The 20,604-nt window shown below is 68.6% G+C and carries 22 protein-coding genes and 1 tRNA gene; 12 read left to right on the top strand and 11 right to left on the bottom strand.

Annotation, left to right across the window (positions count from 1 at the left end; all coding sequences use genetic code 11):
- Window positions 1-43 precede the first annotated feature (43 nt).
- Window positions 44-1,432 (top strand): PAS domain-containing protein, encoded by a 1,389-nt coding sequence (locus tag IFT82_RS02650; protein WP_192124117.1) that lies wholly within the window; start codon window positions 44-46, stop codon window positions 1,430-1,432.
- Complete coding sequence (locus IFT82_RS02645; RefSeq protein WP_244646375.1) at window positions 1,429-1,818, top strand: response regulator; 390 nt, start codon at window positions 1,429-1,431, stop codon at window positions 1,816-1,818. Before IFT82_RS02650 ends, IFT82_RS02645 begins: the two co-directional genes overlap by 4 nt.
- 5 nt (window positions 1,819-1,823) lie before the next feature.
- Here IFT82_RS02645 and msrA read toward each other — a convergent pair whose 3' ends face one another.
- The 6 genes from msrA to IFT82_RS02615 all read right to left on the bottom strand — a co-directional run bounded on the left by msrA (window position 1,824) and on the right by IFT82_RS02615 (window position 7,446).
- Window positions 1,824-2,480 carry a peptide-methionine (S)-S-oxide reductase MsrA gene (gene msrA, locus IFT82_RS02640; RefSeq protein ID WP_192124107.1) on the bottom strand — a complete coding sequence of 219 codons (657 nt, stop codon included), beginning with the start codon at window positions 2,478-2,480 and terminating at the stop codon, window positions 1,824-1,826.
- A gap of 1 nt (window position 2,481) precedes the next feature.
- Entirely contained in the window at window positions 2,482-2,625 is a 144-nt protein-coding gene (locus IFT82_RS02635; protein ID WP_192124105.1) for a hypothetical protein, read from the bottom strand.
- A 194-nt stretch (window positions 2,626-2,819) separates the two neighbouring features.
- Entirely contained in the window at window positions 2,820-4,019 is a 1,200-nt protein-coding gene (locus IFT82_RS02630) for a pyridoxal phosphate-dependent aminotransferase (RefSeq protein WP_192124102.1), read from the bottom strand.
- A gap of 37 nt (window positions 4,020-4,056) precedes the next feature.
- Window positions 4,057-5,811 (bottom strand): aminodeoxychorismate synthase component I, encoded by a 1,755-nt coding sequence (gene pabB, locus IFT82_RS02625; RefSeq protein ID WP_192124100.1) that lies wholly within the window; start codon window positions 5,809-5,811, stop codon window positions 4,057-4,059.
- Complete coding sequence (locus tag IFT82_RS02620; protein WP_192124098.1) at window positions 5,808-5,948, bottom strand: hypothetical protein; 141 nt, start codon at window positions 5,946-5,948, stop codon at window positions 5,808-5,810. The genes pabB and IFT82_RS02620 overlap by 4 nt, the downstream gene beginning before the upstream one ends.
- Before the next feature lie 91 nt (window positions 5,949-6,039).
- Window positions 6,040-7,446 (bottom strand): sigma-54-dependent transcriptional regulator, encoded by a 1,407-nt coding sequence (locus tag IFT82_RS02615; protein ID WP_192124095.1) that lies wholly within the window; start codon window positions 7,444-7,446, stop codon window positions 6,040-6,042.
- A gap of 143 nt (window positions 7,447-7,589) precedes the next feature.
- Here IFT82_RS02615 and IFT82_RS02610 point away from each other — a divergent pair, with 143 nt between their 5' ends.
- The 6 genes from IFT82_RS02610 to IFT82_RS02585 all read left to right on the top strand — a co-directional run bounded on the left by IFT82_RS02610 (window position 7,590) and on the right by IFT82_RS02585 (window position 11,786).
- Entirely contained in the window at window positions 7,590-7,724 is a 135-nt protein-coding gene (locus IFT82_RS02610) for an aa3-type cytochrome c oxidase subunit IV (protein WP_244646373.1), read from the top strand.
- A gap of 6 nt (window positions 7,725-7,730) precedes the next feature.
- Window positions 7,731-8,852, top strand: coding sequence for an NAD(P) transhydrogenase subunit alpha (locus IFT82_RS02605; protein WP_192124093.1), 1,122 nt, complete (start codon window positions 7,731-7,733; stop codon window positions 8,850-8,852).
- Between the two features lie 76 nt (window positions 8,853-8,928).
- Window positions 8,929-9,219 carry a proton-translocating transhydrogenase family protein gene (locus IFT82_RS02600; RefSeq protein ID WP_192124091.1) on the top strand — a complete coding sequence of 97 codons (291 nt, stop codon included), beginning with the start codon at window positions 8,929-8,931 and terminating at the stop codon, window positions 9,217-9,219.
- Window positions 9,220-9,246: 27 nt separating this feature from the next.
- On the top strand, window positions 9,247-10,701 hold the full coding sequence (locus IFT82_RS02595; RefSeq protein WP_192124089.1) for an NAD(P)(+) transhydrogenase (Re/Si-specific) subunit beta: 1,455 nt from the start codon (window positions 9,247-9,249) through the stop codon (window positions 10,699-10,701).
- 47 nt (window positions 10,702-10,748) lie between these two features.
- Window positions 10,749-11,657: a winged helix DNA-binding protein gene (locus tag IFT82_RS02590; RefSeq protein WP_244646371.1), complete on the top strand. Its 909-nt coding sequence runs from the start codon at window positions 10,749-10,751 to the stop codon at window positions 11,655-11,657.
- Between the two features lie 54 nt (window positions 11,658-11,711).
- Window positions 11,712-11,786 (top strand) — tRNA-Val (locus IFT82_RS02585).
- 10 nt (window positions 11,787-11,796) lie between these two features.
- On the opposite strand, the gene IFT82_RS02580 is transcribed toward IFT82_RS02585, so the two are convergent.
- Window positions 11,797-12,354, bottom strand: coding sequence for a helix-turn-helix domain-containing protein (locus IFT82_RS02580; protein ID WP_192124087.1), 558 nt, complete (start codon window positions 12,352-12,354; stop codon window positions 11,797-11,799).
- A 159-nt stretch (window positions 12,355-12,513) separates the two neighbouring features.
- Between IFT82_RS02580 and dapF the strand changes: the two genes are divergently transcribed.
- The gene (dapF, locus tag IFT82_RS02575; RefSeq protein WP_192124085.1) at window positions 12,514-13,461 is read left to right on the top strand and encodes a diaminopimelate epimerase; all 948 of its coding nucleotides are present in this window, start codon (window positions 12,514-12,516) and stop codon (window positions 13,459-13,461) included.
- Between the two features lie 26 nt (window positions 13,462-13,487).
- A complete protein-coding gene (locus tag IFT82_RS02570; protein ID WP_192124083.1) occupies window positions 13,488-14,306 on the top strand; it encodes an oxygenase MpaB family protein in 819 nt (272 codons plus the stop codon).
- 9 nt (window positions 14,307-14,315) lie between these two features.
- Here the strand turns inward: IFT82_RS02570 and IFT82_RS02565 are convergent, their stop codons facing one another.
- Entirely contained in the window at window positions 14,316-15,050 is a 735-nt protein-coding gene (locus tag IFT82_RS02565; RefSeq protein WP_342355019.1) for a Crp/Fnr family transcriptional regulator, read from the bottom strand.
- A 148-nt stretch (window positions 15,051-15,198) separates the two neighbouring features.
- Here IFT82_RS02565 and murA point away from each other — a divergent pair, with 148 nt between their 5' ends.
- A complete protein-coding gene (murA, locus tag IFT82_RS02560; protein WP_192124081.1) occupies window positions 15,199-16,482 on the top strand; it encodes a UDP-N-acetylglucosamine 1-carboxyvinyltransferase in 1,284 nt (427 codons plus the stop codon).
- Complete coding sequence (locus tag IFT82_RS02555; protein WP_192124080.1) at window positions 16,482-18,230, top strand: bifunctional metallophosphatase/5'-nucleotidase; 1,749 nt, start codon at window positions 16,482-16,484, stop codon at window positions 18,228-18,230. The genes murA and IFT82_RS02555 overlap by 1 nt, the downstream gene beginning before the upstream one ends.
- 5 nt (window positions 18,231-18,235) lie before the next feature.
- Here the strand turns inward: IFT82_RS02555 and IFT82_RS02550 are convergent, their stop codons facing one another.
- From IFT82_RS02550 to IFT82_RS02540, 3 genes are read right to left on the bottom strand one after another with little or no spacing between them, the layout of a single operon-like run.
- Window positions 18,236-18,766: a hypothetical protein gene (locus tag IFT82_RS02550; RefSeq protein ID WP_192124078.1), complete on the bottom strand. Its 531-nt coding sequence runs from the start codon at window positions 18,764-18,766 to the stop codon at window positions 18,236-18,238.
- The gene (locus tag IFT82_RS02545; protein WP_192124075.1) at window positions 18,763-19,278 is read right to left on the bottom strand and encodes a phosphoribosyltransferase; all 516 of its coding nucleotides are present in this window, start codon (window positions 19,276-19,278) and stop codon (window positions 18,763-18,765) included. The genes IFT82_RS02550 and IFT82_RS02545 overlap by 4 nt, the downstream gene beginning before the upstream one ends.
- On the bottom strand, window positions 19,278-20,600 hold the full coding sequence (locus IFT82_RS02540) for a cystathionine gamma-synthase family protein (protein WP_192124073.1): 1,323 nt from the start codon (window positions 20,598-20,600) through the stop codon (window positions 19,278-19,280). Before IFT82_RS02540 ends, IFT82_RS02545 begins: the two co-directional genes overlap by 1 nt.
- Between the last annotated feature and the right edge of the window lie 4 nt (window positions 20,601-20,604).

Here is a 20,604-nt window from a genome sequence, read left to right as displayed (position 1 = left end):
GGACACGGGCAATCGGGACAGTGCCGATCCCCTGACGCCGTCGGTGATCCTTGACGCGTTGTTCGGTGCCGCGCCGCTGGGTATCGGGGTGTGGGACCGCGACATGCGCTTCGTTCGCGTCAATGCCACGCTGGCGGCGATGAATGGCCTGACCGAGGATGAGCATGCCGGGCGGCGTCCCGCGGATGTCCTGCCCGATATCGAATGCCTGGACCAGGTGCTGGAGCGCTGGCGCCACATTCTGGCGACGGGGGAGCCGTCGCTCGATGTGGAAGTGCGCGGCCGTACGCCGGCGGTACCCGACGACGAGCGGGTCTGGGTCGAACAGTTCTTTCCGATCCGGGCCGGTGCCGACATCGTCGGGATCGGCGGCGTGGTGGCGGACGTAACCGAAGGCCGCCGCGTGGAAGAAGCGCTGCGGGCGAGCGAGGCGCTGTTCCGGCAGTTCGCGGCGGCGTCGTCCGATATCATTTGGATTCGCAATACCGCCACGTCTGAATTCGAGTTTCTAAGTCCCGCGGTCGCCAGGCTGTTCGGCGGGGCCGCCGGTGACGTGAACGGGGCCTACGAATGGTTGAAAGCGGTCGTCCCCGAGGATCGCGAGATGGCGGCGGCAGCGATGTCGCAGGTGCGCGCAGGCCATTCGGTCGTTCATGACTACCGTGTCCGGATTCCGGGCAGCGGCAAGATTCGCTGGTTGCGCAATACCGCCTTTCCGTTGCGTGATGACCAGGGCATGATCCGACGGATCGGCGGTATCGTGCAGGACGTGACCGACGAACGCGACGCGGCCCAGCGGTTGACGGTGCTGATTGGCGAATTGCAGCACCGTTCCCGCAACGTGATGGGCGTGGTGCAGGCGATGGTCGAGACCACGCTGGCGACCAGCACCGGGCTGGATGATTTCGCCGACACGTTCGGTGCGCGGATGGTGACGCTGGCGCGCGTGCAGAACCTGCTGTCACGCCTCGACGGGCTGGAGCGCATCGCGTTCGACGAACTGCTGCGCTGCGAATTGAGCACGATCGGCGCCCGGCCGGAAGACGATCCGCGCGTCACGCTGGACGGGCCGGAGCGGGTGCCGCTGCGGTCCGGCGGTATCCAGACGCTGGCGCTCGCGATCCACGAACTGATGACGAACTCGCTGAAATATGGCGCCCTCAGCCAGCCGGACGCCCGGCTGCATATCCATTGGGGGCTGACGCTGCCGACCGGGGGTGGTCGCGCACGCCTCCATATCGATTGGCGCGAGACGGGGGTGACGATGCGCGCCGCCGCGTCGGAACGGATCGGGCAGGGGCGCGAATTGATCGAACATGCGCTGCCGTATCAGTTGCACGCCCGCACCACCTTCGCCCTGACCGACGACGGGGTTCACTGCCACATCGATCTGCCCGTGTCGCATGTCGCCAGCCGGGCGACCGGGTCATGATGGTATCGGGCTCGCTGACCGATCGGCGCATTCTGGTGGTGGAGGATGAATATATCCTCGCCCGCCAGCTGGTACGGGCATTGACGCAGGAGGGGGCGGTCGTGCTGGGTCCGGTACCCGATGTCGCACGGGCGCTGGCGCTGATCGACGAGGGATCCGAGAAGATCGATGCCGCGATCCTCGACGTCAATCTGGTCGGCGAAAAGGTCTATCCGGTCGCCGATGCCCTGCTGGATCGGGGCGTACCGTTCCTGTTCGCCAGCGGGTATGACGCGGACGAGGGCGATCCGCGGTTTGCCGCGATCCCCCACCTCGTGAAGCCGCTGATGATGAAATCGCTGGTCGCGGCGCTCATTGCTATACTGGCGGCGCCGGGCGACGGCTGACCTGATTACTGGACCAGCGACGGAAAACCGGTCCGGAACGCCGCCACCTTGGGCTTGTCCCATGCGACGATATAGGGGTGGGACGGGTTCCGATCGAAAAAGTCCTGATGATGGGCTTCGGCCGGAAAGAAACGTCCCTGCTCCACCCGCGTTGCGATCGGGCGGGACCAAGCACGGGCGGCGGCAAGCTGCGCGATATAGGCGCGTGCCACCGTGGCCTGCGCCGGCGTCTGCGGGAAGATCGCCGATCGATAGCTGGGGCCGCTGTCGGGACCCTGCCGGTTCACCTGCGTCGGATCGTGCGCGACCGAGAAATAGACCCGTAGCAGCGTCGCGTAGCTGACCTGTCGGGGGTCGTAGCGGACGCGGATCGCCTCGGCATGGCCGGTCGTCTCGGTCGATACCTGATCGTAGGTCGCCGTGGCGGCGGTGCCGCCCGCATAGCCGGCGGTCACGGCGCGCACGCCCTTCACATGCTCGAACACCGCCTCCATTCCCCAGAAGCAGCCGCCGGCGAAGACCGCCGTCTGCAGGCCGGGGGCGGCGGGCACGTCCGTCCGCGCGGCCGGGATCGGGACCGCGCGCTCGGCATCGGCGCGACCGACCATCAGCGCGGTGGCCACCAGCCCGGCGGCGGCAAGCGCCAGACCCGCCCCGTTCATGTCAGCGCCCCTGCTGCGTGGGGGCGAAGCGGCTGACGAGTTCGTGCGTCGCTTCGGCCGGCTGCAATGCGACCAGCCCGACCGCACCGAGCACAAAGCCGCCCGCGAACTGCCACACAAAGCTGGATTTTAGGAAGCTGGTCATGATCCTGTACCTGTTGTTCGTCCATCGATGCGATCGATGCGCGATGGAATTACGTTGCCCGTCATGTCGTGGATGCCCCACGCCACGACAAGGTGACTGTCCCGAAACATATAGATGACGGAAATGAACCACCGCTGGGCGGTGTGTTCATCAGGGTGTCAGTTATCAGCGCCCGCGATGGCGGCGGGTGATCGTCAGCGCAGCGCGGCGCACGCCTCCGCGATGCGCGCGCATGCCTCGGTCAGCAGCGCGTCCGAGGTGGCATAGCTGATCCGCATCGCTGGGGAGAGACCGAAGGCCGCACCCTGCACCGCGGCGACGCGCGCCTCGTCGAGCAGATAGGTGACGAAGGCGGTGTCGTCGGCGATCGTCACGCCCTTGGGCGTGGTCCGTCCGATCAGCGGCGCGAACGCCGGGTAGACGTAGAACGCGCCCTCCGGCGTCGGGCAGGTCATGCCGGGGATCGCGTTCAGTGCGTTCACCACCAGATCGCGGCGCACCTTGAACGCATCGTTGCGGCCGGCCAGGAACGACTGGTCGCCCGTCAGCGCGGCCACCGCCGCCGCCTGCGCCACCGAACAGGGGTTGGAAGTCGATTGCGACTGGAGCTTGGCGATCGCCTTGATCAGCCAGCGGGCGCCGCCGGCATAGCCGATCCGCCAGCCGGTCATCGAATAGGCCTTGGAACAGCCGTTCACCGTCAGCGTGCGCTCGTACAGTTCGGGCACTACTTCGGCGATCGTGGCGAAGCGAAAGCCGTCATAGACGATATGCTCGTACATATCGTCCGCGAAGATCCAGACATGCGGGTGGCGCAGCAGCACCTCGCCCAGCGCCTTCAGTTCGTCCGCGCTGTAGGCCGCGCCGGTCGGGTTGGAGGGCGAATTCAGGATCACCCACTTGGTGCGCGGGGTGATCGCCGCCTCCAGCGCCTCGGGCGACAGCTTGTAGTTCTGGTCCGGGCCGGCCGGCGCTATCACCGGGGTGCCGCCCGCGAACTGGACGACATCGGGATAGCTGACCCAGTAGGGCGCGGGGATCACCACCTCGTCGCCCGCCTCGACCGTCGCGACCATCGCGTTGAACAGCGTGTGCTTGCCGCCGACGTTCACGGTGATCTGGTCGGGCGCATAGGTTAGATGGTTGTCGCGCGCGAACTTGGCGGCGATCGCCTCCTTCAGCTCGGCGGTGCCGTCGACCACGGTGTATTTGGTCTTGCCGTCGCGGATCGCCTTGATCGCGGCGTCCTTGATGAAATCGGGCGTGTCGAAATCCGGCTCGCCCGCGCCCAGCCCGATCACGTCGATGCCGGCCCGCTTCAGTTCCATCACCCGTGCGGTGACGCCGAGCGTCGGCGACGGGCTGATACGATCGAGCGCGGCGGAAGTGTGCATGGATGGGTCTTTCAGCGGAGGCCGGCGGCGCTATAGCCTATTTCGCTGGCGCAACAAGAGTGGCGGGGCACAGGCCGCGCACCGCATTGCCGATGAAGAAGCCGCCGGCCAGATCGGCCCGCCGCACCGGCCCCTCCACCGCCCGGCCGGTGGCGATCAATTCGCCGCGCAGCACCCCCGGCAGCAATCCATGCTGCAACGGCGGCGTCACGAGCATCCCGTCGTTCCGCGCGACGAACAGCGAGGTGAAGCTGCCCTCCGTCAACAACCCGGCATGTTCGAACAGCACCTCGTCCGCCGCCGCGGCATGGCGGGCCCGTTCGTAGAAACCGCGGGCGCTGGTCTTGTGGCACAGGCGGATATCGCGGGGCGACACCGGCAGTGGCACGATCGCCACCCTTGCCGGGCCGGCGAACGGCACCGGCAGCGGCGACGTTTCCACCGCCAGCGTGCCCGACGGGGACAGTAGCAGCCGTACCCGCCGCGCCTCGCGCAGGCGGAAGGTGGCGGCCTGCAACTCGTTGCGCGCACCATGCCGGTCGAACGCGAAGCCGAGGCGGGCGGCGCTTTCCTGCATCCGGGTGACGTGGCGGTCGAGCAGGACGATGCCGTCCTCGGGGTCGAACGTCATCGTCTCGATCAGGGCGAATCCTTGTTCGCCCTCGCCGATGAAACGCGCCTTGGCGAGGCATTCGGCCCACTCGGCGGCGGGGTCGGAATCGGCGACGATACCGGCACCCAGGCCCAGCGTCGCCATATCTCCCCGGATCGCCAGCGTGCGGATCGCGACGTTGAACGCGGCATCCCCATTCGCATCGATATGGCCGATCGAGCCGGTGTAGATGCCGCGCGGCTGCCCCTCGATCGTGGCGATCGCCTGCATCGCCCGCCGCTTGGGCGCCCCGGTGATCGATCCGCAGGGAAACGCCGCCGTCAGCACGGCGACCGCATCGCGACCGGGGGCCAGCGCCGCGGTGACGGTGGAGGTCAGTTGGTGGACGGTCGGATAGGTCTCGACCGCGAACAGCGCGGGCACCGCGACGCTGCCCGGCATCGCGACCCGCGACAGGTCGTTACGCATCAGGTCGACGATCATCAGGTTCTCGGCACGCTGCTTGGCATCGGTGGCGAGCGCGGCGGCGAAATAGCCATCGACCACCGCAGTGCCGCCGCGCGGGGCGGTCCCCTTCATCGGGCGGCAGGTCAGCCGGTCGCCGGTCAGTTCGAAGAACATCTCCGGCGACAGGCTGACGATCGTGGTGTCGCCCGTCGCGACGACCGCGCCGTGACCCGCGCCGGCACGGGTGCGCAACCGGGCATGGATCGCCAGCGGATCGCCGGCGACCGCGACATTGGCCTGAAAACTGAGATTGGCCTGATACAGGTCGCCTGCCGCGATCAGCGCCAGCACGGCCCGGACCTGCTCCTCATACGCCGCCTGCCCGATCTGCGGTACCGGCGCGCCGATCCAGGCACCGGCCGGGTCGGGCAGAAAGACCGCCGGATCGACCGCCTCCCATCGCTCGAACAGCCCGAACCACAGGATCGGCTCCCCGGCGGGACCGGCCGGTGACGCATCGGCCGGCAGCGACGTAAGGGCCGAGCCCGCCTCGTAGGCGAGGAATCCCGCCGCGTGCAGCCCGCGAGCCCTGGCGGCGCGGACCCGGTCGAGCGCGGCGGGAACCGCGGCGGGATCGGTGGCGGTCACCACCTCCACCGCGTCGCGGTACAGGCGCATTCCGCCCCCCGGCCGCGCATCGTCGAGCAAGACGAACGGTGGCGACGGCATCATGGCGTATGGCCGCCATCGTTCACGGGGCATCCGCCCGCCATCGCCTGCGTCGATATCCGCCCCGTCGCGACGACGGCGTCGGCATGGCGCGAAAGCGTGGCGTCGGTGGCCGGAATGGTGCGACCCGTCGGTGACATGATCGTGAGCCTAGGCGCGTGATCGACGATTGTCTCGTATCGGGGCAGACAAATTTTATTATGTGGTTGTGGGGGTGAATGTAGCGGGGCATCACGCCGCGCTGTCGATCCCCAATTCGCCCAGCTTGCGATAAAGCGTCGACCGGCCGATGCCGAGCCGGCGCGCGACCTCGGTCATCCGTCCGCGATAATGGCCGATCGCGAGTCGGATCACATCCGCCTCGATATCCTCCAGCGGGCGCATGTTGCCGTCCGGATAGAACAGGGTGACGCCGCCACCCTCCACCGGGCCGCCGCCGCGACGATGGCCCATCGCCGCGATCTGCGGGAAATCGCAGCGGGTCAGCGCGTCGCCCTCGCACAGCACCGCCGCGCGGAACAACGCGTTCTGGAGCTGGCGGACATTGCCCGGCCATTCATAGCCGGCCAGCAGGTCGAGCGCATCGTCGGTGATGCCCAGCGGTCGCAGCCCCGGCTGCCGCGCGATCCGGGCAAGCAGATGGCGCGACAGTGCGGGGATATCGCCGATCCGCTCACGCAGCGGGGGGATGGTGACCTGTACGCCGGCGAGCCGGTAGAGCAGATCTTCGCGGAACCGGGCCGCCTCCACATCCTCGGACAGGCGGCGGTTGCTGGCGGCGATCACGCGCACGTCGACCTGATGCGGGTGGCGGGCGCCCAGCGGATGCATTTCCCCGGTCTGGAGCAGGCGCAGCAGCTTCACCTGCGCATCGAGCGGCATCTCGCCGATCTCGTCGAGGAACAGCGTGCCGCCTTCCGCCTCGCGCACCCGGCCGATCTTGCGCTCGAACGCGCCGGTGAACGCGCCCTTTTCGTGTCCGAACAATTCGCTGTCGACCAGATTGGCGGGGATCGCGCCACAATTCACCGACACGATCGGGCGCCGGGCGCGGGGCGAGGCGGCGTGGATGGCCCGGGCCACCACCTCCTTGCCGACGCCGCTTTCGCCCTCCAGCAGCACCGGCACGCGCGCCCGCGCCGCCTTCGCCGCGATCGCCAGCGCGGTGCGGAATTCGGGCGCGGAGCCGACGATCTCGTCGAAGGCGAGCAGCGCCGGGATTTTCTCCGTCAGCGGGCGTAGCTCGCCCGTATTGCTGCCCGCCGCCGCCGCCTCCAGCGCGGCGAGCAGGCGTTCGGGCGCCAGCGGCTTGACCAGAAAATCGCTGGCGCCGCTGCGCATCGCGGCCACCGCCTGATCGGCGGAACCATTGGCGGTCAGCATCAGGATCGGGAGTGCCGGGCGGCGTACCCGCAATTCGGCGATCAGGCTGGTGGCATCGGCGTCGGCCGCCCAGTGATCGATCAGGATCGCATCCAGCTGCATGCCGTCCTGCGTGCCGAGCGTGGCGATCGCCTGTTCGGTGCCGCTGGCGAAGATCGACCGCCAGCCACCCCGCGCCGCGAGGGCCGCCACCAGCCGTCGCTGCGCAGGCTCGTCGTCAATCAGGAGGAGAAGCCGCTGGCCGTTACGCGTCATGATCTGTCGATTCCGTCCCAGTTCGGCACGTTCAATAGCCGCGCCGAAGTAAAGGCGAGTTTAAGCGCGATCCGATTCGCACCGCCGACGGGGGTTGAGGCTGAGGGCATCGCTGTCTAGGATCGGTCCATAACGGACGGAGGATGCACCAGATGGCAGGCAATGGCGACATCAAGGCGCATGTCGGGACTTATGATCGCATGATCGGACTGATGAAATACGGTGCGATCGCCGTGGGTCTCGTCACCGCCATGGTGATCTGGCTGATCGCGGGCTGATCCGGGATGCGGATCGCCGTCCTTCGCGAACAGGCGGAAGGGGAGCGGCGGGTCGCGGCCACGCCTGAAACCGTCCGCAAGTTCGTCGCGCTGGGCGCGACGCTGGCGGTGGAGGCAGGTGCGGGCGCCGCGGCGGGCCATGCCGACGGCGCCTATGCCGATGCCGGGGCGACGATCGCCGATCGTGCGGGCGTGCTGGCGGGCGCGGCGGTGATCCTGGGCGTGCAGGGTCCCGACCCGGCCGGTCTGGCGGGGGTGGAGCCGGGGGCTTGGGTGGTCGCCGCGCTGCAACCGACGCGGACACGGGCGGAGGGTTATGCCGCCGCCGGGGTCGAGGCACTGGCGATGGAATGGATGCCGCGCATCACCCGCGCGCAGTCGATGGACATCCTGTCGTCGCAGTCGAACCTTGCGGGGTACAAGGCGGTGCTCGACGCGGCGGCCGAATATGACCGGGCCTTTCCGATGATGATGACCGCGGCCGGCACGGTGGCGGCGGCGCGGGTGTTCGTGATGGGCGTCGGCGTGGCGGGGTTGCAGGCGATCGCCACCGCGCGGCGGCTGGGCGCGCAGGTATCCGCGACCGACGTGCGGTCCGCGACGCGCGAGCAGATCCAGTCGCTAGGCGCCAAGCCGGTGTTCGTCGAGAATGTGGCGGGGATCGAGGGCGAGGGGACCGGCGGCTATGCCGGCGAAACCAGCGACGCCTACAAGGCCGCGCAGGCCGAACTCGTCTCCGGCCACATCGCCAAACAGGATATCGTCATCACCACCGCGCTGATCCCCGGCCGCGCCGCGCCGCGCCTCGTCAGCGATGCGCAGGTCGCCAGCATGAAGCCGGGATCGGTGATCGTCGACCTCGCGGTGGAGCAGGGCGGCAATGTCGAGGGCGCGGTCGCGGGCGAGGTGATGGTGCGCCACGGCGTCCGCATCGTCGGCCACCGCAACGTCCCCAGCCGCCTCGCCACCGACGCCTCCGCGCTGTTCTCGCGCAACCTCTATAATTTCCTCAGCGCCTTCTGGGACAAGGAGGCGGGGCGCCCGCTGCTGCCCGATGGCGACGAGATCGGCGACGCGATCCGGCTGACCAGGGGCGGGCAGGTCGTGAACCCGAGGCTGTCGGCGTGAACCCGCCGGCGATCGCCAGCCCGCAACTTGTCGAGGATGCCGTTCGCGGCATCGCCATCCCGGAGACGATCGACCCATGAGCTTCATCGCGATCCTGTCGATCTTCGTGATGGCCTGTTTCGTCGGCTATTACGTCGTCTGGTCGGTCACGCCGGCGCTGCACACGCCGCTGATGGCGGTGACCAACGCCATATCCTCGGTCATCATCGTCGGCGCATTGGTCGCGTCGGCGGCGGCGGGATCGCTGGTGGCCAAATGGCTGGGGCTGGGCGCGGTGGTGCTGGCGAGCATCAACATCTTCGGCGGCTTCGCGGTCACCGCGCGGATGCTGGCGATGTATAAGAAGAAGGATCGGCCGGTCGCATGACCGGGCACCGGTCAGGGGGAGCGCAGGATGCTTGAGAACGGACCGGCGGTCGCGCACCAGGTGGCGGCGAACCCGTGGGTGGCGCTGGCCTATCTGATCGCGGGGGTCTGCTTCATCCTGGCGTTGCGTGGCCTATCCAGCCCCGCGACCAGCCAGCGCGGCAACCGGTTCGGCATGGCGGGCATGGCGATCGCGATCGCCACCACATTGGTCACGCACGAAATCGCGAGCCTGCCGGAAATCGTGGCGGCGATCGCGGTCGGCGGTGCGATCGGCTTCGTCATCGCCCGTCGCATCGCGATGACGGCGATGCCGCAACTGGTCGCCGCGTTCCATTCGCTGGTCGGACTGGCGGCGGTGATGGTCGGCATCGCCGCCTATCTCAACCCGCAGGCGTTCGGCATCGCGACGCTGATGATCCCGATGATCGGCGATCCGGTCGCGATCATCCATCCCGCCAGCCGGATCGAACTGGGGCTGGGCGTGGCGATCGGCGCAATCACCTTTTCCGGGTCGATCATCGCGTTCCTGAAACTGAACGGCAACATGGGCGGCAAGCCGATCCTGCTGCCGGGCCGCCATGTCATCAACCTCGCGATCCTGGCGGCGATCGTCGGGCTGGTGGCGTGGTTCGTGCGGGATCAGAGCCCGCACATCTTCTGGGCGATCACCACCTTGTCGTTCGCGATCGGGTTCCTGCTGATCGTGCCGATCGGCGGCGCGGACATGCCGGTCGTGGTGTCGATGCTGAACAGCTATTCGGGCTGGGCGGCGGCGGCGATGGGCTTCACGCTCGGCAACACCGCGATGATCATCACCGGCGCGCTGGTCGGATCGTCGGGCGCGATCCTCAGCTACATCATGTGCCGCGCCATGAACCGCAGCTTCATCAGTGTGATCGCGGGCGGTTTCGGCACCACCGGCGGCGGCGACGGCCCCGCGGGGGCGAGCGACCGGCCATGGAAACGCGGCAGCGCGGAGGACGCGGCCTTCCTGATGGGACAGGCCAGTCAGGTCATCATCGTCCCCGGTTACGGCATGGCGGTGGCGCAGGCGCAGCACGCCCTGCGCGAGATGGCGGACAAGCTGAAGGAAGAAGGGGTGCGCGTGAAATACGCGATCCACCCCGTCGCCGGGCGGATGCCGGGGCATATGAACGTGCTGCTCGCCGAGGCGAACGTACCCTATGACGACGTGTTCGAGTTGGAGGACATCAATTCCGAATTCGCCCAGACCGACGTGGCGTTCGTGATCGGCGCCAACGACGTGACCAACCCGGCGGCGAAGACCGACAAGACCTCGCCGATCTACGGTATGCCGGTGCTGGATGTGGAGAAGGCGGGAACGGTGCTGTTCATCAAGCGGTCGATGGGCGGGGTCGGTTACGCCGGGGTGGATAACGAGCTGTTCTATCGCGACAACACGATGATGCTGCTTGCCGATGCCAAGAAGATGGTGGAGGAAATCGTCAAATCGCTGTGATGACGGGGCATCGTGCCGGTCGGTGAGCGACGGGTGGGAGCCGGGGATTGCGAGAGACGTTCGATACGGTGCTGGTGGCCGATCCCGGCGGCCGGGCCGCGATGGAAGAGGCGATCATCCTGGCCGGGGGGCGGATCGTCGACCGGCTCGGCTGGCACGAACTGGCGACGCTGGATGACCGGCAGGGCATCGCGCCGGTGCTGGCGGTACTGGCGGAAGGCGTGCGGGACGATGTGATCGAGGCGGGATTGCCGTTGATCGCCGACGTCGCGGCCCGGCTGGCACCACAGATCGTCGTCACGCTCCACCATCGCCAGATCGATTCGATCGCCGCCGCCCTGCTCGGGCCGACCGTGCATCTGCTGTGCGACGAGGGCACCGCGCGGCTGGTCGCCGCGCTGACGGTGGCCGGACTCGTGGCGCCCGCCGGGCTGCACGACCGGGTCGGTGAGGCCGGGGAGGATGAGCTCCGCCGCCTGAGGGACGAGATCGGCCGCATCGCCGAACTGCTGGTGCGGCTGGCCGAACGCGGGGAACCCCGCCCGGGGGGTGACGAGGGCAACGTCGCCGATCGGCGGATGAGCTTCGGCTTCGAGCCGCCCGCCGCCGCGATCGATCCGCAGCTGGTCCGTCAGGCGATCCGCACCCGCCGGTTGCGCGACAGTTTCCTTGGCGATGGCCTGTTCGAGGACCCGGCCTGGGACATGCTGCTCGATCTGTACGCCGCGCAGCTGGAGGGGCAGCGCGTGTCGGTATCCAGCCTGTGCATCGCCGCTGCGGTGGCGCCGACCACCGCGCTCCGCTGGATCACGCGGCTGACCGAGGCGGGGCTGTTCCAGCGCCAACCCGATGCCACCGATCGCCGCCGCGCCTTCATGGCGCTGTCGTCCCGCGGGCTGGCCGGAATGGATGCCTATATGGCGGCGGTGCGCCGCGCCGGTCTGCCGATCGCCTGATCCACGCTTCCCGGTTGCCAGCAGCGGGGCCGCGGCGTTAAGGGGAGGCAACATGGGTGCTTAGCTCAGCGGTAGAGCTACTCGTTTACACCGAGTCGGTCGGCGGTTCGATCCCGTCAGCACCCACCATCATTCCCCGTTATAAATCGCGTACCAACGTGGTCGCCATCGCCAGCCATGCCGGTGCCGCGATGGTCAGGCGTGCCCCACCTGAAGGGTGCACTTGGACGCCGCCTGCGTCGACCGCGACGCAGCGACCGAAGCCGAAACGTCCTGCGGGGATCGGTACCAATATGTCGCGGTCGAGTGCGGTGGCGAAATCGGCCGGGGCGAGCATCGCGCACCACAGGGTGTCGCCGGCCCGATAGTCGCCGACCGTGCCGGTCACGCTGACCGCGATCATGCCGGGCGCGGGGGCAGGGGGCACCACCATGGTCGGATGACGCGGCGCGTGCGCGCCATCGCCGGCCAGCAGCGCGGCCACGGGCAGGTCGTGCCGGTCGGGCAGGCGGACGAGATCCGCGGCGGTCACCCCCAGCGCGGCGGCGATGCGGTTGAGCCAGTCGACCGAAACGGTGCGCGTGCCCGTTTCCAGCCGGCCGATCGTCTGCGCGGTGGTGGGCGGGACGCAGGCCTGTGCGACCTGATCGAGCGTCAGCCCCTTTGCCCGGCGGACTTCGCGGATGGCGGTAATCATGACGACCTCATCGTAACCGGAGCGGTTCGTCGCTATCAGCGAAACGTTCCGCACTGACAAGTCGTCGCTATTTGCCGCGCCCCCCAGGCCAGCGAACTGGCGCATCCCGCCGCGCATGACCATGATGGGGACTGACGTCTCTTGCCGGAACCATCGCCCATGCGCCTGTCGATCATCAAATGCCACGGATCGGGAAACGACTTCCCGTTGATCGATGCCCGCGGACTGACCATGTCCGATGCGGCATGGGCCGGCGTGGCACGGGCGCTGGCCGACCGGGCGGGGCCGGTGGGGGGCGATGGGCTGCTGCTGTTCCTGAACGGCGATGCGACCCATCCAATCGGGTTCCGCATGTTCAATGCCGATGGTTCCGAGGCGGAGACGTGCCTGAACGGTGTGCGCTGCGTGGCGCGGGCCGGTTTCGCGGCGCTGGGCGTGGCGGCGGCGGGCGTGCGGCTGGCCGGATCGCTGGCCGATGCCGCGCATGACGCGCCGCTGGCCCCCGGTGTCTATACGGTGCGGGAGACGGCGGGGCCGGTAACGCTGGATGTCGCCCGCTGGCCGCTCGATATCGGGGTGGAGCGGATCGTCGAGGCCGCGGTGCCGCCGCTCGGCGACCGGCTGTTCACCGCGCTCGCCATCCCGAATCCGCATCTCGTCCACTTCACCGATACGGTCGACGAGGACGAACTGGTGCGGATCGGCCGGCTGTGCGAGGCGGCGCCGGACTGGTTGCCGAACCGTGCGAACGTCAGCTTCGTCGTGGTGCGCCCGGACTCGCTGTTCGTCCGCACGTTCGAACGCGGTGTCGGGCTGACCGACAGTTGCGGCAGCGCGATGGCGGCCTCCACCTATGCCGCCTGCCTGACCGGACGCTGGGCCTATGACCGGCCGGTGACCGTGCTGAACCGTGGCGGGCTGGTCCGCGCGGTCGCCACCGCCGATGCGATGGTGACGCTGTCGGGCAACGCGACGTTCGAATGGCAGGGCGAGGTGACGGTCGATCCCGCGACGGGCACCGCATCCGATCTGGTCGTCACCGCCCGGTTCGACGACGAGGTCGCGGCATGGGCCGGGGTCGTCGCGCAGGCCGCCGCCTTTCGCTGAGCGTCGGCACTCCCCATCTTCGGTCCATGGATATGCGACAGGCGATCGGCGGACGCGTCCGCGGACTGGTGGGCTCGGGCGAACTGGATCTGACACGGCCGGCGGGCGATCCTGGCCTGTTCGGGCCGGGATCGGCGACGTGGGCGGTGCATGGCGATTTCACCAGCATGATGATCGGCGGGGTCTGTTCGCTGATGGTGCAGATGCTGCACCCCGCCGCGCTGGCGGGGGTATGGGACCACAGCGATTTTCGTCGCGACGTGACCGGGCGCCTGAAACGCACCGCGCAGTTCATCTCCATCACCACCTATGGTTCGACCGAGGCGGCGGAGCGGATTATCGCCCGGGTGCGGGCGATCCACGACCGGGTGACGGGAACGCTGCCCGACGGCACGCCCTATACCGCCGGCGATCCGGCGCTGCTCGCCTGGGTCCATGCCGCCGAGGTCGACAGTTTCCTGCGTGCGCATCTCCGGTACCGCAATTCCACCATGCCGGTGGCGCGGCAGGACGCCTATGTCGCGGAGATGGCGACGATCGCGGAACGGCTGGGTGCGCCCGACGTGCCTCGCACCCGGGCCGCGCTCACCGCGTACATCACCGCGATGCGGCCGGCGTTGCGTGCGGACGATCGGACACGGGCGGTGGCGGGCCGGCTGATCCGGCAACCCTCCCCCAGTCTGCTCAACGCGCCGGTCAACGCGGTGATGATGCAGGCGGGGATCGAGTTGATGCCCCGCTGGGCCACGGACATGCACGGTTTCGGCGTGCCGGCGGCGGGGCGACCGGCGATCCGGCTCGGCGCACTGGGCGTCGGGCGGCTGATGCGCTGGGCCCTGCGGTAACGACCGGGGTCAGGCCAGCGCTGGCAACCACCCCAGGTCGATCGCGGCATGGCGGTCGATATAGTTGGCGGTGCGGACCAGTCGCGCTTCGTTGAGCAGGGTCACGCGACCACTTTCGCGTGCGATCATTCCCTCCTCCTCCAACTGGCGGAGCATCCGGTTGACGTGGACCGCGGTCAGCCCGGTGGCGTCGCCGATCTCCTCCTGCGTGATGCCGAGGATGAAGCAGTTGCCGATCCGCCGGTCGCCGGTGCGCAGCCGGTCGCGAATCTCCAGCAGCAGCGCCGCGACCCGCGCCTTGGCGGAGGTGCGGCCGATCGCGGCCAGCCGGTCGGTCATCGCCACCCGCTCGGTCTGGTCCAGCGCCATGATCGCCGCCGCCAGTCGTGGCGTCGACACGAACAGCGCCGCCATCATGCCGCGATCGAACGGGCAGACCACCACGTCGGTCAGCGCCATCAGCGTTTCGGGCGACTTGGCATAGGCCAGCGCCGGGGTCGCCAGGACGTCGCCGGGAAAGATGAAGCGCAGTATCTGCCGCCGACCATCGTCCAGCAGCACATAGCTCATCATCATGCCCTCCTTGAGCACGAACAGCTCGCTCAGCCGGTCGTTCTCGCTGAGCAGCACGGTGTTGCGGCGCAGCCGGCGCTGGCGCTCGCACAATCTGGTGAGCGCACCTTGCTCGTCCGGCGTCAACACGATCAGATCGCCGATGCGGGCGGCGAAGCTACTTTCCAGCACGTAGATGAAGATCCCCCGATGAAATGCCGTTATGCCGCGGGTGCGAAATCACGCATTAACGTCGATCAACCAATGACTTCCACCGTTACGGCAACCGTAATTTCCGGCAGCGCTTGCGCATGGCCGTGCGCGCGATAGGAGGGGCGGCATGGATCGCATCATCATCCGCGGCGGCAACCGCCTGACCGGGCGGCTGCCCATCTCCGGCGCGAAGAACGCGGCACTCACATTGATGCCCTGCGCACTGTTGACCGACGAACCGCTGACGCTGCGCAACCTGCCGCGCCTCGCCGATGTCGACGGGTTCGGCCATCTGCTCAACCAGCTCGGCGCGTCGACCGCGATCCAGGGCACCCGGCCGGAGGATTTCGGCCGGGTGATGACGATCCGCGCGGGCACGCTGACCTCGACCGAGGCGCCCTACGATATCGTGCGCAAGATGCGCGCGTCGATCCTGGTGCTCGGTCCCGTGCTGGCGCGGGCGGGGGAGGCGCGGGTGTCGCTGCCCGGCGGCTGCGCGATCGGCAACCGCCCGATCGACCTGCACCTGAAGGCGCTGGAGGCGATCGGCGCGGAACTGGAGATGGCGGCGGGCTATGTCCGCGCCACCGCGCCGGGCGGCAAGCTGACCGGCGGGCGCTATCGCTTTCCGGTCGTGTCGGTCGGCGCGACGGAGAACGTCGTGATGGCGGCGGTGCTCGCTACCGGCCGCAGCCGGATCGAGAATGCCGCGCGCGAGCCGGAGATCGTCGACCTGTGCCGTTGCCTCGTCGCGATGGGCGCAAAGATCGAGGGCATCGGCACCGAGACGCTGGAGATCGAGGGCGTGCCCCGGCTGCACGGCGCGACCTATGCGGTGATGCCCGACCGGATCGAGGCGGGCAGCTATGCCTGCGCCGCCGCGATCACCGGCGGGTCGCTGGAACTGACCGGCGTGTCGGCGGACGACATGGGCGCGACGCTGGCGGCGCTGGTCGAGGCAGGGGTGACGGTGGAGCCGGCCGGCGATGCTGTGCGGGTCAGCGCCGATGGGCCGCTGAAGCCGCTGACGCTGACGACCGCGCCGTTCCCCGGCTTCGCCACCGACATGCAGGCCCAGTTCATGGCGATGCTGTGCAAGGCGGCGGGCACGAGCGTGCTGACCGAGACGATCTTCGAGAACCGTTACATGCACGTGCCCGAACTGGCGCGGATGGGCGCGGACGTGACCGTGTCGGGCCGTACCGCGGTGGTGAAGGGCGTCGACCGGCTGGTCGGCGCACCGGTGATGGCGACCGATCTGCGTGCCTCGATGAGCCTGATCCTGGCCGGGCTGGCGGCGGAAGGCGAGACGCAGGTCAGCCGCATCTATCACCTCGATCGGGGATATGAGCGGCTGGAAGAGAAACTGTCCGCCGTGGGCGCGGATATCGAACGGGTCGGAGACGGCTGATGCGCAGGATTGCGGTGCTGGCGGCGGCGCTGGTGCTGGCGGGCTGCGCGGGGCGGATGCCGCCGTCCGCCGGCGTCGCGGCAGGGTCGATTTCGGGACCGATCGACGTTCATGTCATCGCGTTCAATGATTTTCACGGCAATCTGGAGCCGCCCGGCCTGTCGATCGACGTGGCCGACGCGGACGGCAGGACGGTGTCCGCACCGGCGGGCGGCGTGGCCTATCTGGCCGCCGCGATCGCCGATCTTCGGGCGAAGGCGCCACGCTCGATCATCGTGGCGGCCGGCGACATGACGGGGGCGAGCCCGATCGAGTCGTCGCTGTTCCTCGACGAGCCGACCGTGGCGGCGATGAACCTGATCGGCGTCGACCTGAACGCGGCGGGCAATCACGAATTCGATCGTGGCATCGCCGAACTGCATCGGCTGCAGGATGGCGGCTGCGCGAAGACCGGCAATGGCGTGCCGTGCCGGCTCGATCGGTTCGCGGGCGCGGGCTTCGCCTATCTGGCGGGCAACACCATCACGGCGGATGGCCGCAGCGCCTTTCCAGCCACCGCGATCCGCGAATTCCGCGATGGCGCGCGAGCGGTAAAAATCGGTTTCATCGGCCTGACCACACGCGCGACGCAGACCTATGTCAGTCCTGCCGGCATCCCCGGCATCCGCTTCGCCGACGAGGCGGACACCGCCAATGCGCAGGTTGCCGGCCTGCGCGCGGCAGGGGCGGATGCGATCGTGCTGCTGATCCACGAAGGTGGCGCGGTCAAAGGCGGACCGAACGACTGCACCGCCCTGTCCGGTGCGATCCGCCCGATCCTCGATCGGTTGGATACCAGAGTCGATCTGGTCGTGTCGGGGCATACGCATCGAGCATATATCTGCGATTATGCCGCCTACGATTCCGCGCGGCCGTTCCTGCTGACCAGCGCCGGTCGCTATGGCACGCTGGTGACCGATGCGGTGCTGTCGATCGATCCGGCGACCCACCATGTAGTGGCGAAGCGCGCGAGCAACATCGTTGTGCAGAACGACGGCTATGTCGGGGCGGACGGGCGTCGTGTCACCCCGTCCGATGCCGTGCCGCGCTACGCGCCCGAACCTAGGGTCGGTGCGCTGGTGGCCCGCTACGCCGCCGCCGCCGCGCCGCTCGCTTCGCGTCCGGTCGGCCGGCTCACCGCACCGCTCGCCAAGGCGTCCGAGGGCGGGGGGATGACCGAAACCCCGCTCGGTAATCTGATCGCCGATTCGCAACTGGCCGCGACGCGGGCCAGCGGCGCACAGATCGCTCTGATGAACCCGTTCGGCATCCGGACCAGCCTGAACCCCGATGCCGACGGTCGCGTGACCTATGGCGATCTCTATGCGGTACAGCCGTTCGGCAACACGCTGATGGTGCGGGACTATACGGGTACGCAGCTGCGCGCGGTGCTGGAACAGCAACTGGATCGCAAGATCGTGCTGGCGGCGGCGGGCCTCACCTACGCATATGATCGCTCGCGCCCGGCGGGGTCGCGAATCCTGAACCCGCGCGTCGGTGGTCTGCCATTGAACGATGCGGCGACCTACCGGGTGGCGATGAACAATTTCCTCGCCTTTGGTGGCGACGGGTTCACCACCTTGACTGCCGGACGCGACGTGGCTGGCGGGCCAAGTGACCTGGATGCGCTGGCCGCCTATCTGACCACCGACCGTCCCGTCGCCCCGCCCGCGATCGGCCGCACCGTCGATCGCACGCCGGCCGGCTGATCGCCTCAGCGCAGCCGGAGGCTCGCCAGCGCCCGATCCATCGCCGCCGCGCCGCGGCTTTGCGGCGGCAGACCGCGCGGCGTCGCCATCGCCTTCACCGCATAGGCGATCCGGGCGATCGCATAGCAGCGGCCACGATGGACGGTACGCAGGTCGATCGCTTGCACCTGCTGGCTCATCCCGGCGTCGCTGTTGCTCCAGACCGTCCAGCGCCGCCCGCCGATGATCCGGTCGGGCAACGCCCGTCCGCCGCCGCGCAATCCCCGCGTCAGGCAATCCCGCTCGCTGCCGGCGCGACCGACACCGACCTGCACCATCTCGTCGACCACGCCAACCCCGTCCGCCGGGCGGGTACGGATCGTGAAACGGACGACGTCGTCACCCGGCCCGGCGTTCTTGCCATCCCACATCAGCCGCCAGCCCGATGCCATCAGCGACCGTCCCGTCAGGGTGCGCGATATCGTAGCGCCCACCGGCCGATCGATCGTCAGGTGCTGGGGCGCGGCGGTGAACGCCGCCAGCGCCAGCAGGATCATGCGATCCGCCCAGGCACGTCGGCGGCATCGGCGGCGATCGCGGCGGCGGGGGCGACCGCCTCCCATGGGAAGACGAACCAGTCCTTCGTCTCACGACGGTCGATCGTGCGGTGACGATAATCCACCCGTTCCGCCGAACTGATATTGTCGATCAGCGTCGCGAACCGCACCGAGCCCGGCACCGCTCCGGCGGCGGCCAGCGCCCGGCGCAGATGCGCGATCGTTCGCCCCGAATCGTTGATGTCGTCGAGGAACAGCAGCCGTTCGCCGCCGCGCGTCCGCATCGCCAGCTTGACCAGCGGTTCGTCGGAGAAATCCTCGACCTGGCTGGAGAAATCCACCGACAGCATTGGCAGCCCGCTGGCATGGCTGAGGAACACCGCCGGCACCAGCCCGCCGCGCCCGACGCCGATGATGAAGTCCGGCGCCCAGTCGTCGGCGGCCAGTTGTGCCGCCAGCGCCCGGATCGCCGCGACGAAATCGGCCTGCGGGATATCGGTGAAGACCGGCATCAGATCGCGTCCAGCGCCTGGGTGAAATCGGCGATCAAGTCGTCGGCATCCTCGACGCCGATCGAGATGCGGACCAGATTGTCTGTGATCCCCAGCGCCGCCTTGCGATCGTCCGCGACCGACAGGTGCGTCATCCCGGCCGGGTGGCTCGCCAGCGTTTCGGTGCCGCCCAGCGACACCGCCAGCTTGGCGATGCGGAGTGCGTCGAGGAACGCGAACGCCTCCGCCTCGCCGCCCTTCAGATAGAGCGAGAAGGTGGAGCCGGCACCTGAGCAATGCCGCCGATAGATATCGGCCTGCCGCTCCTTGCCCGCCGCGCCTTCCAGAAAGCCGAGATAGCCGACATGCTCGACCTTGGGGTGATCCTTCAGATAGGCGCAGACCTTGGCCGCGTTCTCGCCCGCCCGGCTCATCCGCAATTCCAGCGTCTCCAGCGAGCGAAGCAGCATCCACGCGGTGTGCGGGTCGCAGATCGTGCCGATCGTGTTGCGCATCGAACGGATGACGTTGATGTGCGCCTTCGTCCCCAGCAGGCCACCGGCAACCAGATCGGAATGGCCACCGGCATATTTGGTCAGCGAATAGACGACCAGATCGGCGCCATGCCGCAATGGCTGGTGCCACAACGGCCCCAGGAACGTGTTGTCGATCGCGATCGGCGGCTTTTCGTCCGCGTCGGCGAAGATCGCGTCGCGGCTGGCGGCGACCGCCTCGATATCGACCAGCGCGTTGGTGGGGTTGGCGGGGCTTTCCAGATAGATCAGCGCGACGCGACCCGTGGCGGCCCTGGTCAGCACCGCGTCGATCTCCTCGCGCGTCGCACCGGCGGGGAAATCGAGCCAGGTCACGCCGAACTTGCCCAGCACCCGCGCGATCAGCGTTTCGGTCGCCGCATAGAGCGGGCCGGAATGGACGATGGTGTCGCCCGGCTTCACCATCGACAGGAACAGGGTCGCGATCGCCGACATGCCGCTGGAAAAGGCGAGCGCGTCCTCCGCCTCCTCCCATACCGCCAGCCGGTCTTCCAGAATCTCCTGATTGGGGCCGTTGAAGCGCGAATAGACCAGGCCGTCGCTGCCGCCCGGCCGCTTGCCGGTCACGCCCTCGAAATGGCGCTTGCCCGCGGCCGCGCTGGGGAAGACGAAGGTGGAGGTCAGGAAGATCGGCGGCTTCAGCGATCCTTCGGACAAGGCGGGGTCGAAACCGTGGCCCATCATCATCGTCGCGGGTTTCAGCTTGCGTCCGCCGATCCGGTCCACCGACGCCTTGGGCGAAGGGGTGGCGGGAACGCCGGTGATGTCGGCTTCGGTCTTGTCGGCCATGATC

The organism is Sphingomonas sp. CFBP 8760 (genome assembly GCF_014841615.1).
GTDB lineage: Bacteria > Pseudomonadota > Alphaproteobacteria > Sphingomonadales > Sphingomonadaceae > Sphingomonas.
Note: the sequence above shows the minus strand (reverse complement) of the source record. Positions and strands in the feature narration are given on the sequence as shown.

Bases quoted from the DNA above. Each gene is read 5' to 3' on its own strand.
- IFT82_RS02645 (WP_244646375.1), top strand. From the start codon at position 1,429: ATGATGGTATCGGGCTCGCTGACCGATCGGCGCATTCTGGTGGTGGAG.
- IFT82_RS02600 (WP_192124091.1), top strand. From the start codon at position 8,929: ATGAGCTTCATCGCGATCCTGTCGATCTTCGTGATGGCCTGTTTCGTC.
- IFT82_RS02615 (WP_192124095.1), bottom strand. From the start codon at position 7,446: ATGACGCGTAACGGCCAGCGGCTTCTCCTCCTGATTGACGACGAGCCT.
- IFT82_RS02635 (WP_192124105.1), bottom strand. From the start codon at position 2,625: ATGACCAGCTTCCTAAAATCCAGCTTTGTGTGGCAGTTCGCGGGCGGC.
- murA (WP_192124081.1), top strand. From the start codon at position 15,199: ATGGATCGCATCATCATCCGCGGCGGCAACCGCCTGACCGGGCGGCTG.
- IFT82_RS02545 (WP_192124075.1), bottom strand. From the start codon at position 19,278: ATGCCGGTCTTCACCGATATCCCGCAGGCCGATTTCGTCGCGGCGATC.
- IFT82_RS02595 (WP_192124089.1), top strand. From the start codon at position 9,247: ATGCTTGAGAACGGACCGGCGGTCGCGCACCAGGTGGCGGCGAACCCG.
- IFT82_RS02610 (WP_244646373.1), top strand. From the start codon at position 7,590: ATGCACCAGATGGCAGGCAATGGCGACATCAAGGCGCATGTCGGGACT.
- IFT82_RS02550 (WP_192124078.1), bottom strand. From the start codon at position 18,766: ATGATCCTGCTGGCGCTGGCGGCGTTCACCGCCGCGCCCCAGCACCTG.
- IFT82_RS02605 (WP_192124093.1), top strand. From the start codon at position 7,731: ATGCGGATCGCCGTCCTTCGCGAACAGGCGGAAGGGGAGCGGCGGGTC.
- IFT82_RS02630 (WP_192124102.1), bottom strand. From the start codon at position 4,019: ATGCACACTTCCGCCGCGCTCGATCGTATCAGCCCGTCGCCGACGCTC.
- IFT82_RS02555 (WP_192124080.1), top strand. From the start codon at position 16,482: ATGCGCAGGATTGCGGTGCTGGCGGCGGCGCTGGTGCTGGCGGGCTGC.
- dapF (WP_192124085.1), top strand. From the start codon at position 12,514: ATGCGCCTGTCGATCATCAAATGCCACGGATCGGGAAACGACTTCCCG.
- IFT82_RS02620 (WP_192124098.1), bottom strand. From the start codon at position 5,948: ATGTCACCGACGGGTCGCACCATTCCGGCCACCGACGCCACGCTTTCG.
- pabB (WP_192124100.1), bottom strand. From the start codon at position 5,811: ATGATGCCGTCGCCACCGTTCGTCTTGCTCGACGATGCGCGGCCGGGG.
- IFT82_RS02540 (WP_192124073.1), bottom strand. From the start codon at position 20,600: ATGGCCGACAAGACCGAAGCCGACATCACCGGCGTTCCCGCCACCCCT.
- IFT82_RS02580 (WP_192124087.1), bottom strand. From the start codon at position 12,354: ATGATTACCGCCATCCGCGAAGTCCGCCGGGCAAAGGGGCTGACGCTC.
- IFT82_RS02570 (WP_192124083.1), top strand. From the start codon at position 13,488: ATGGATATGCGACAGGCGATCGGCGGACGCGTCCGCGGACTGGTGGGC.
- msrA (WP_192124107.1), bottom strand. From the start codon at position 2,480: ATGAACGGGGCGGGTCTGGCGCTTGCCGCCGCCGGGCTGGTGGCCACC.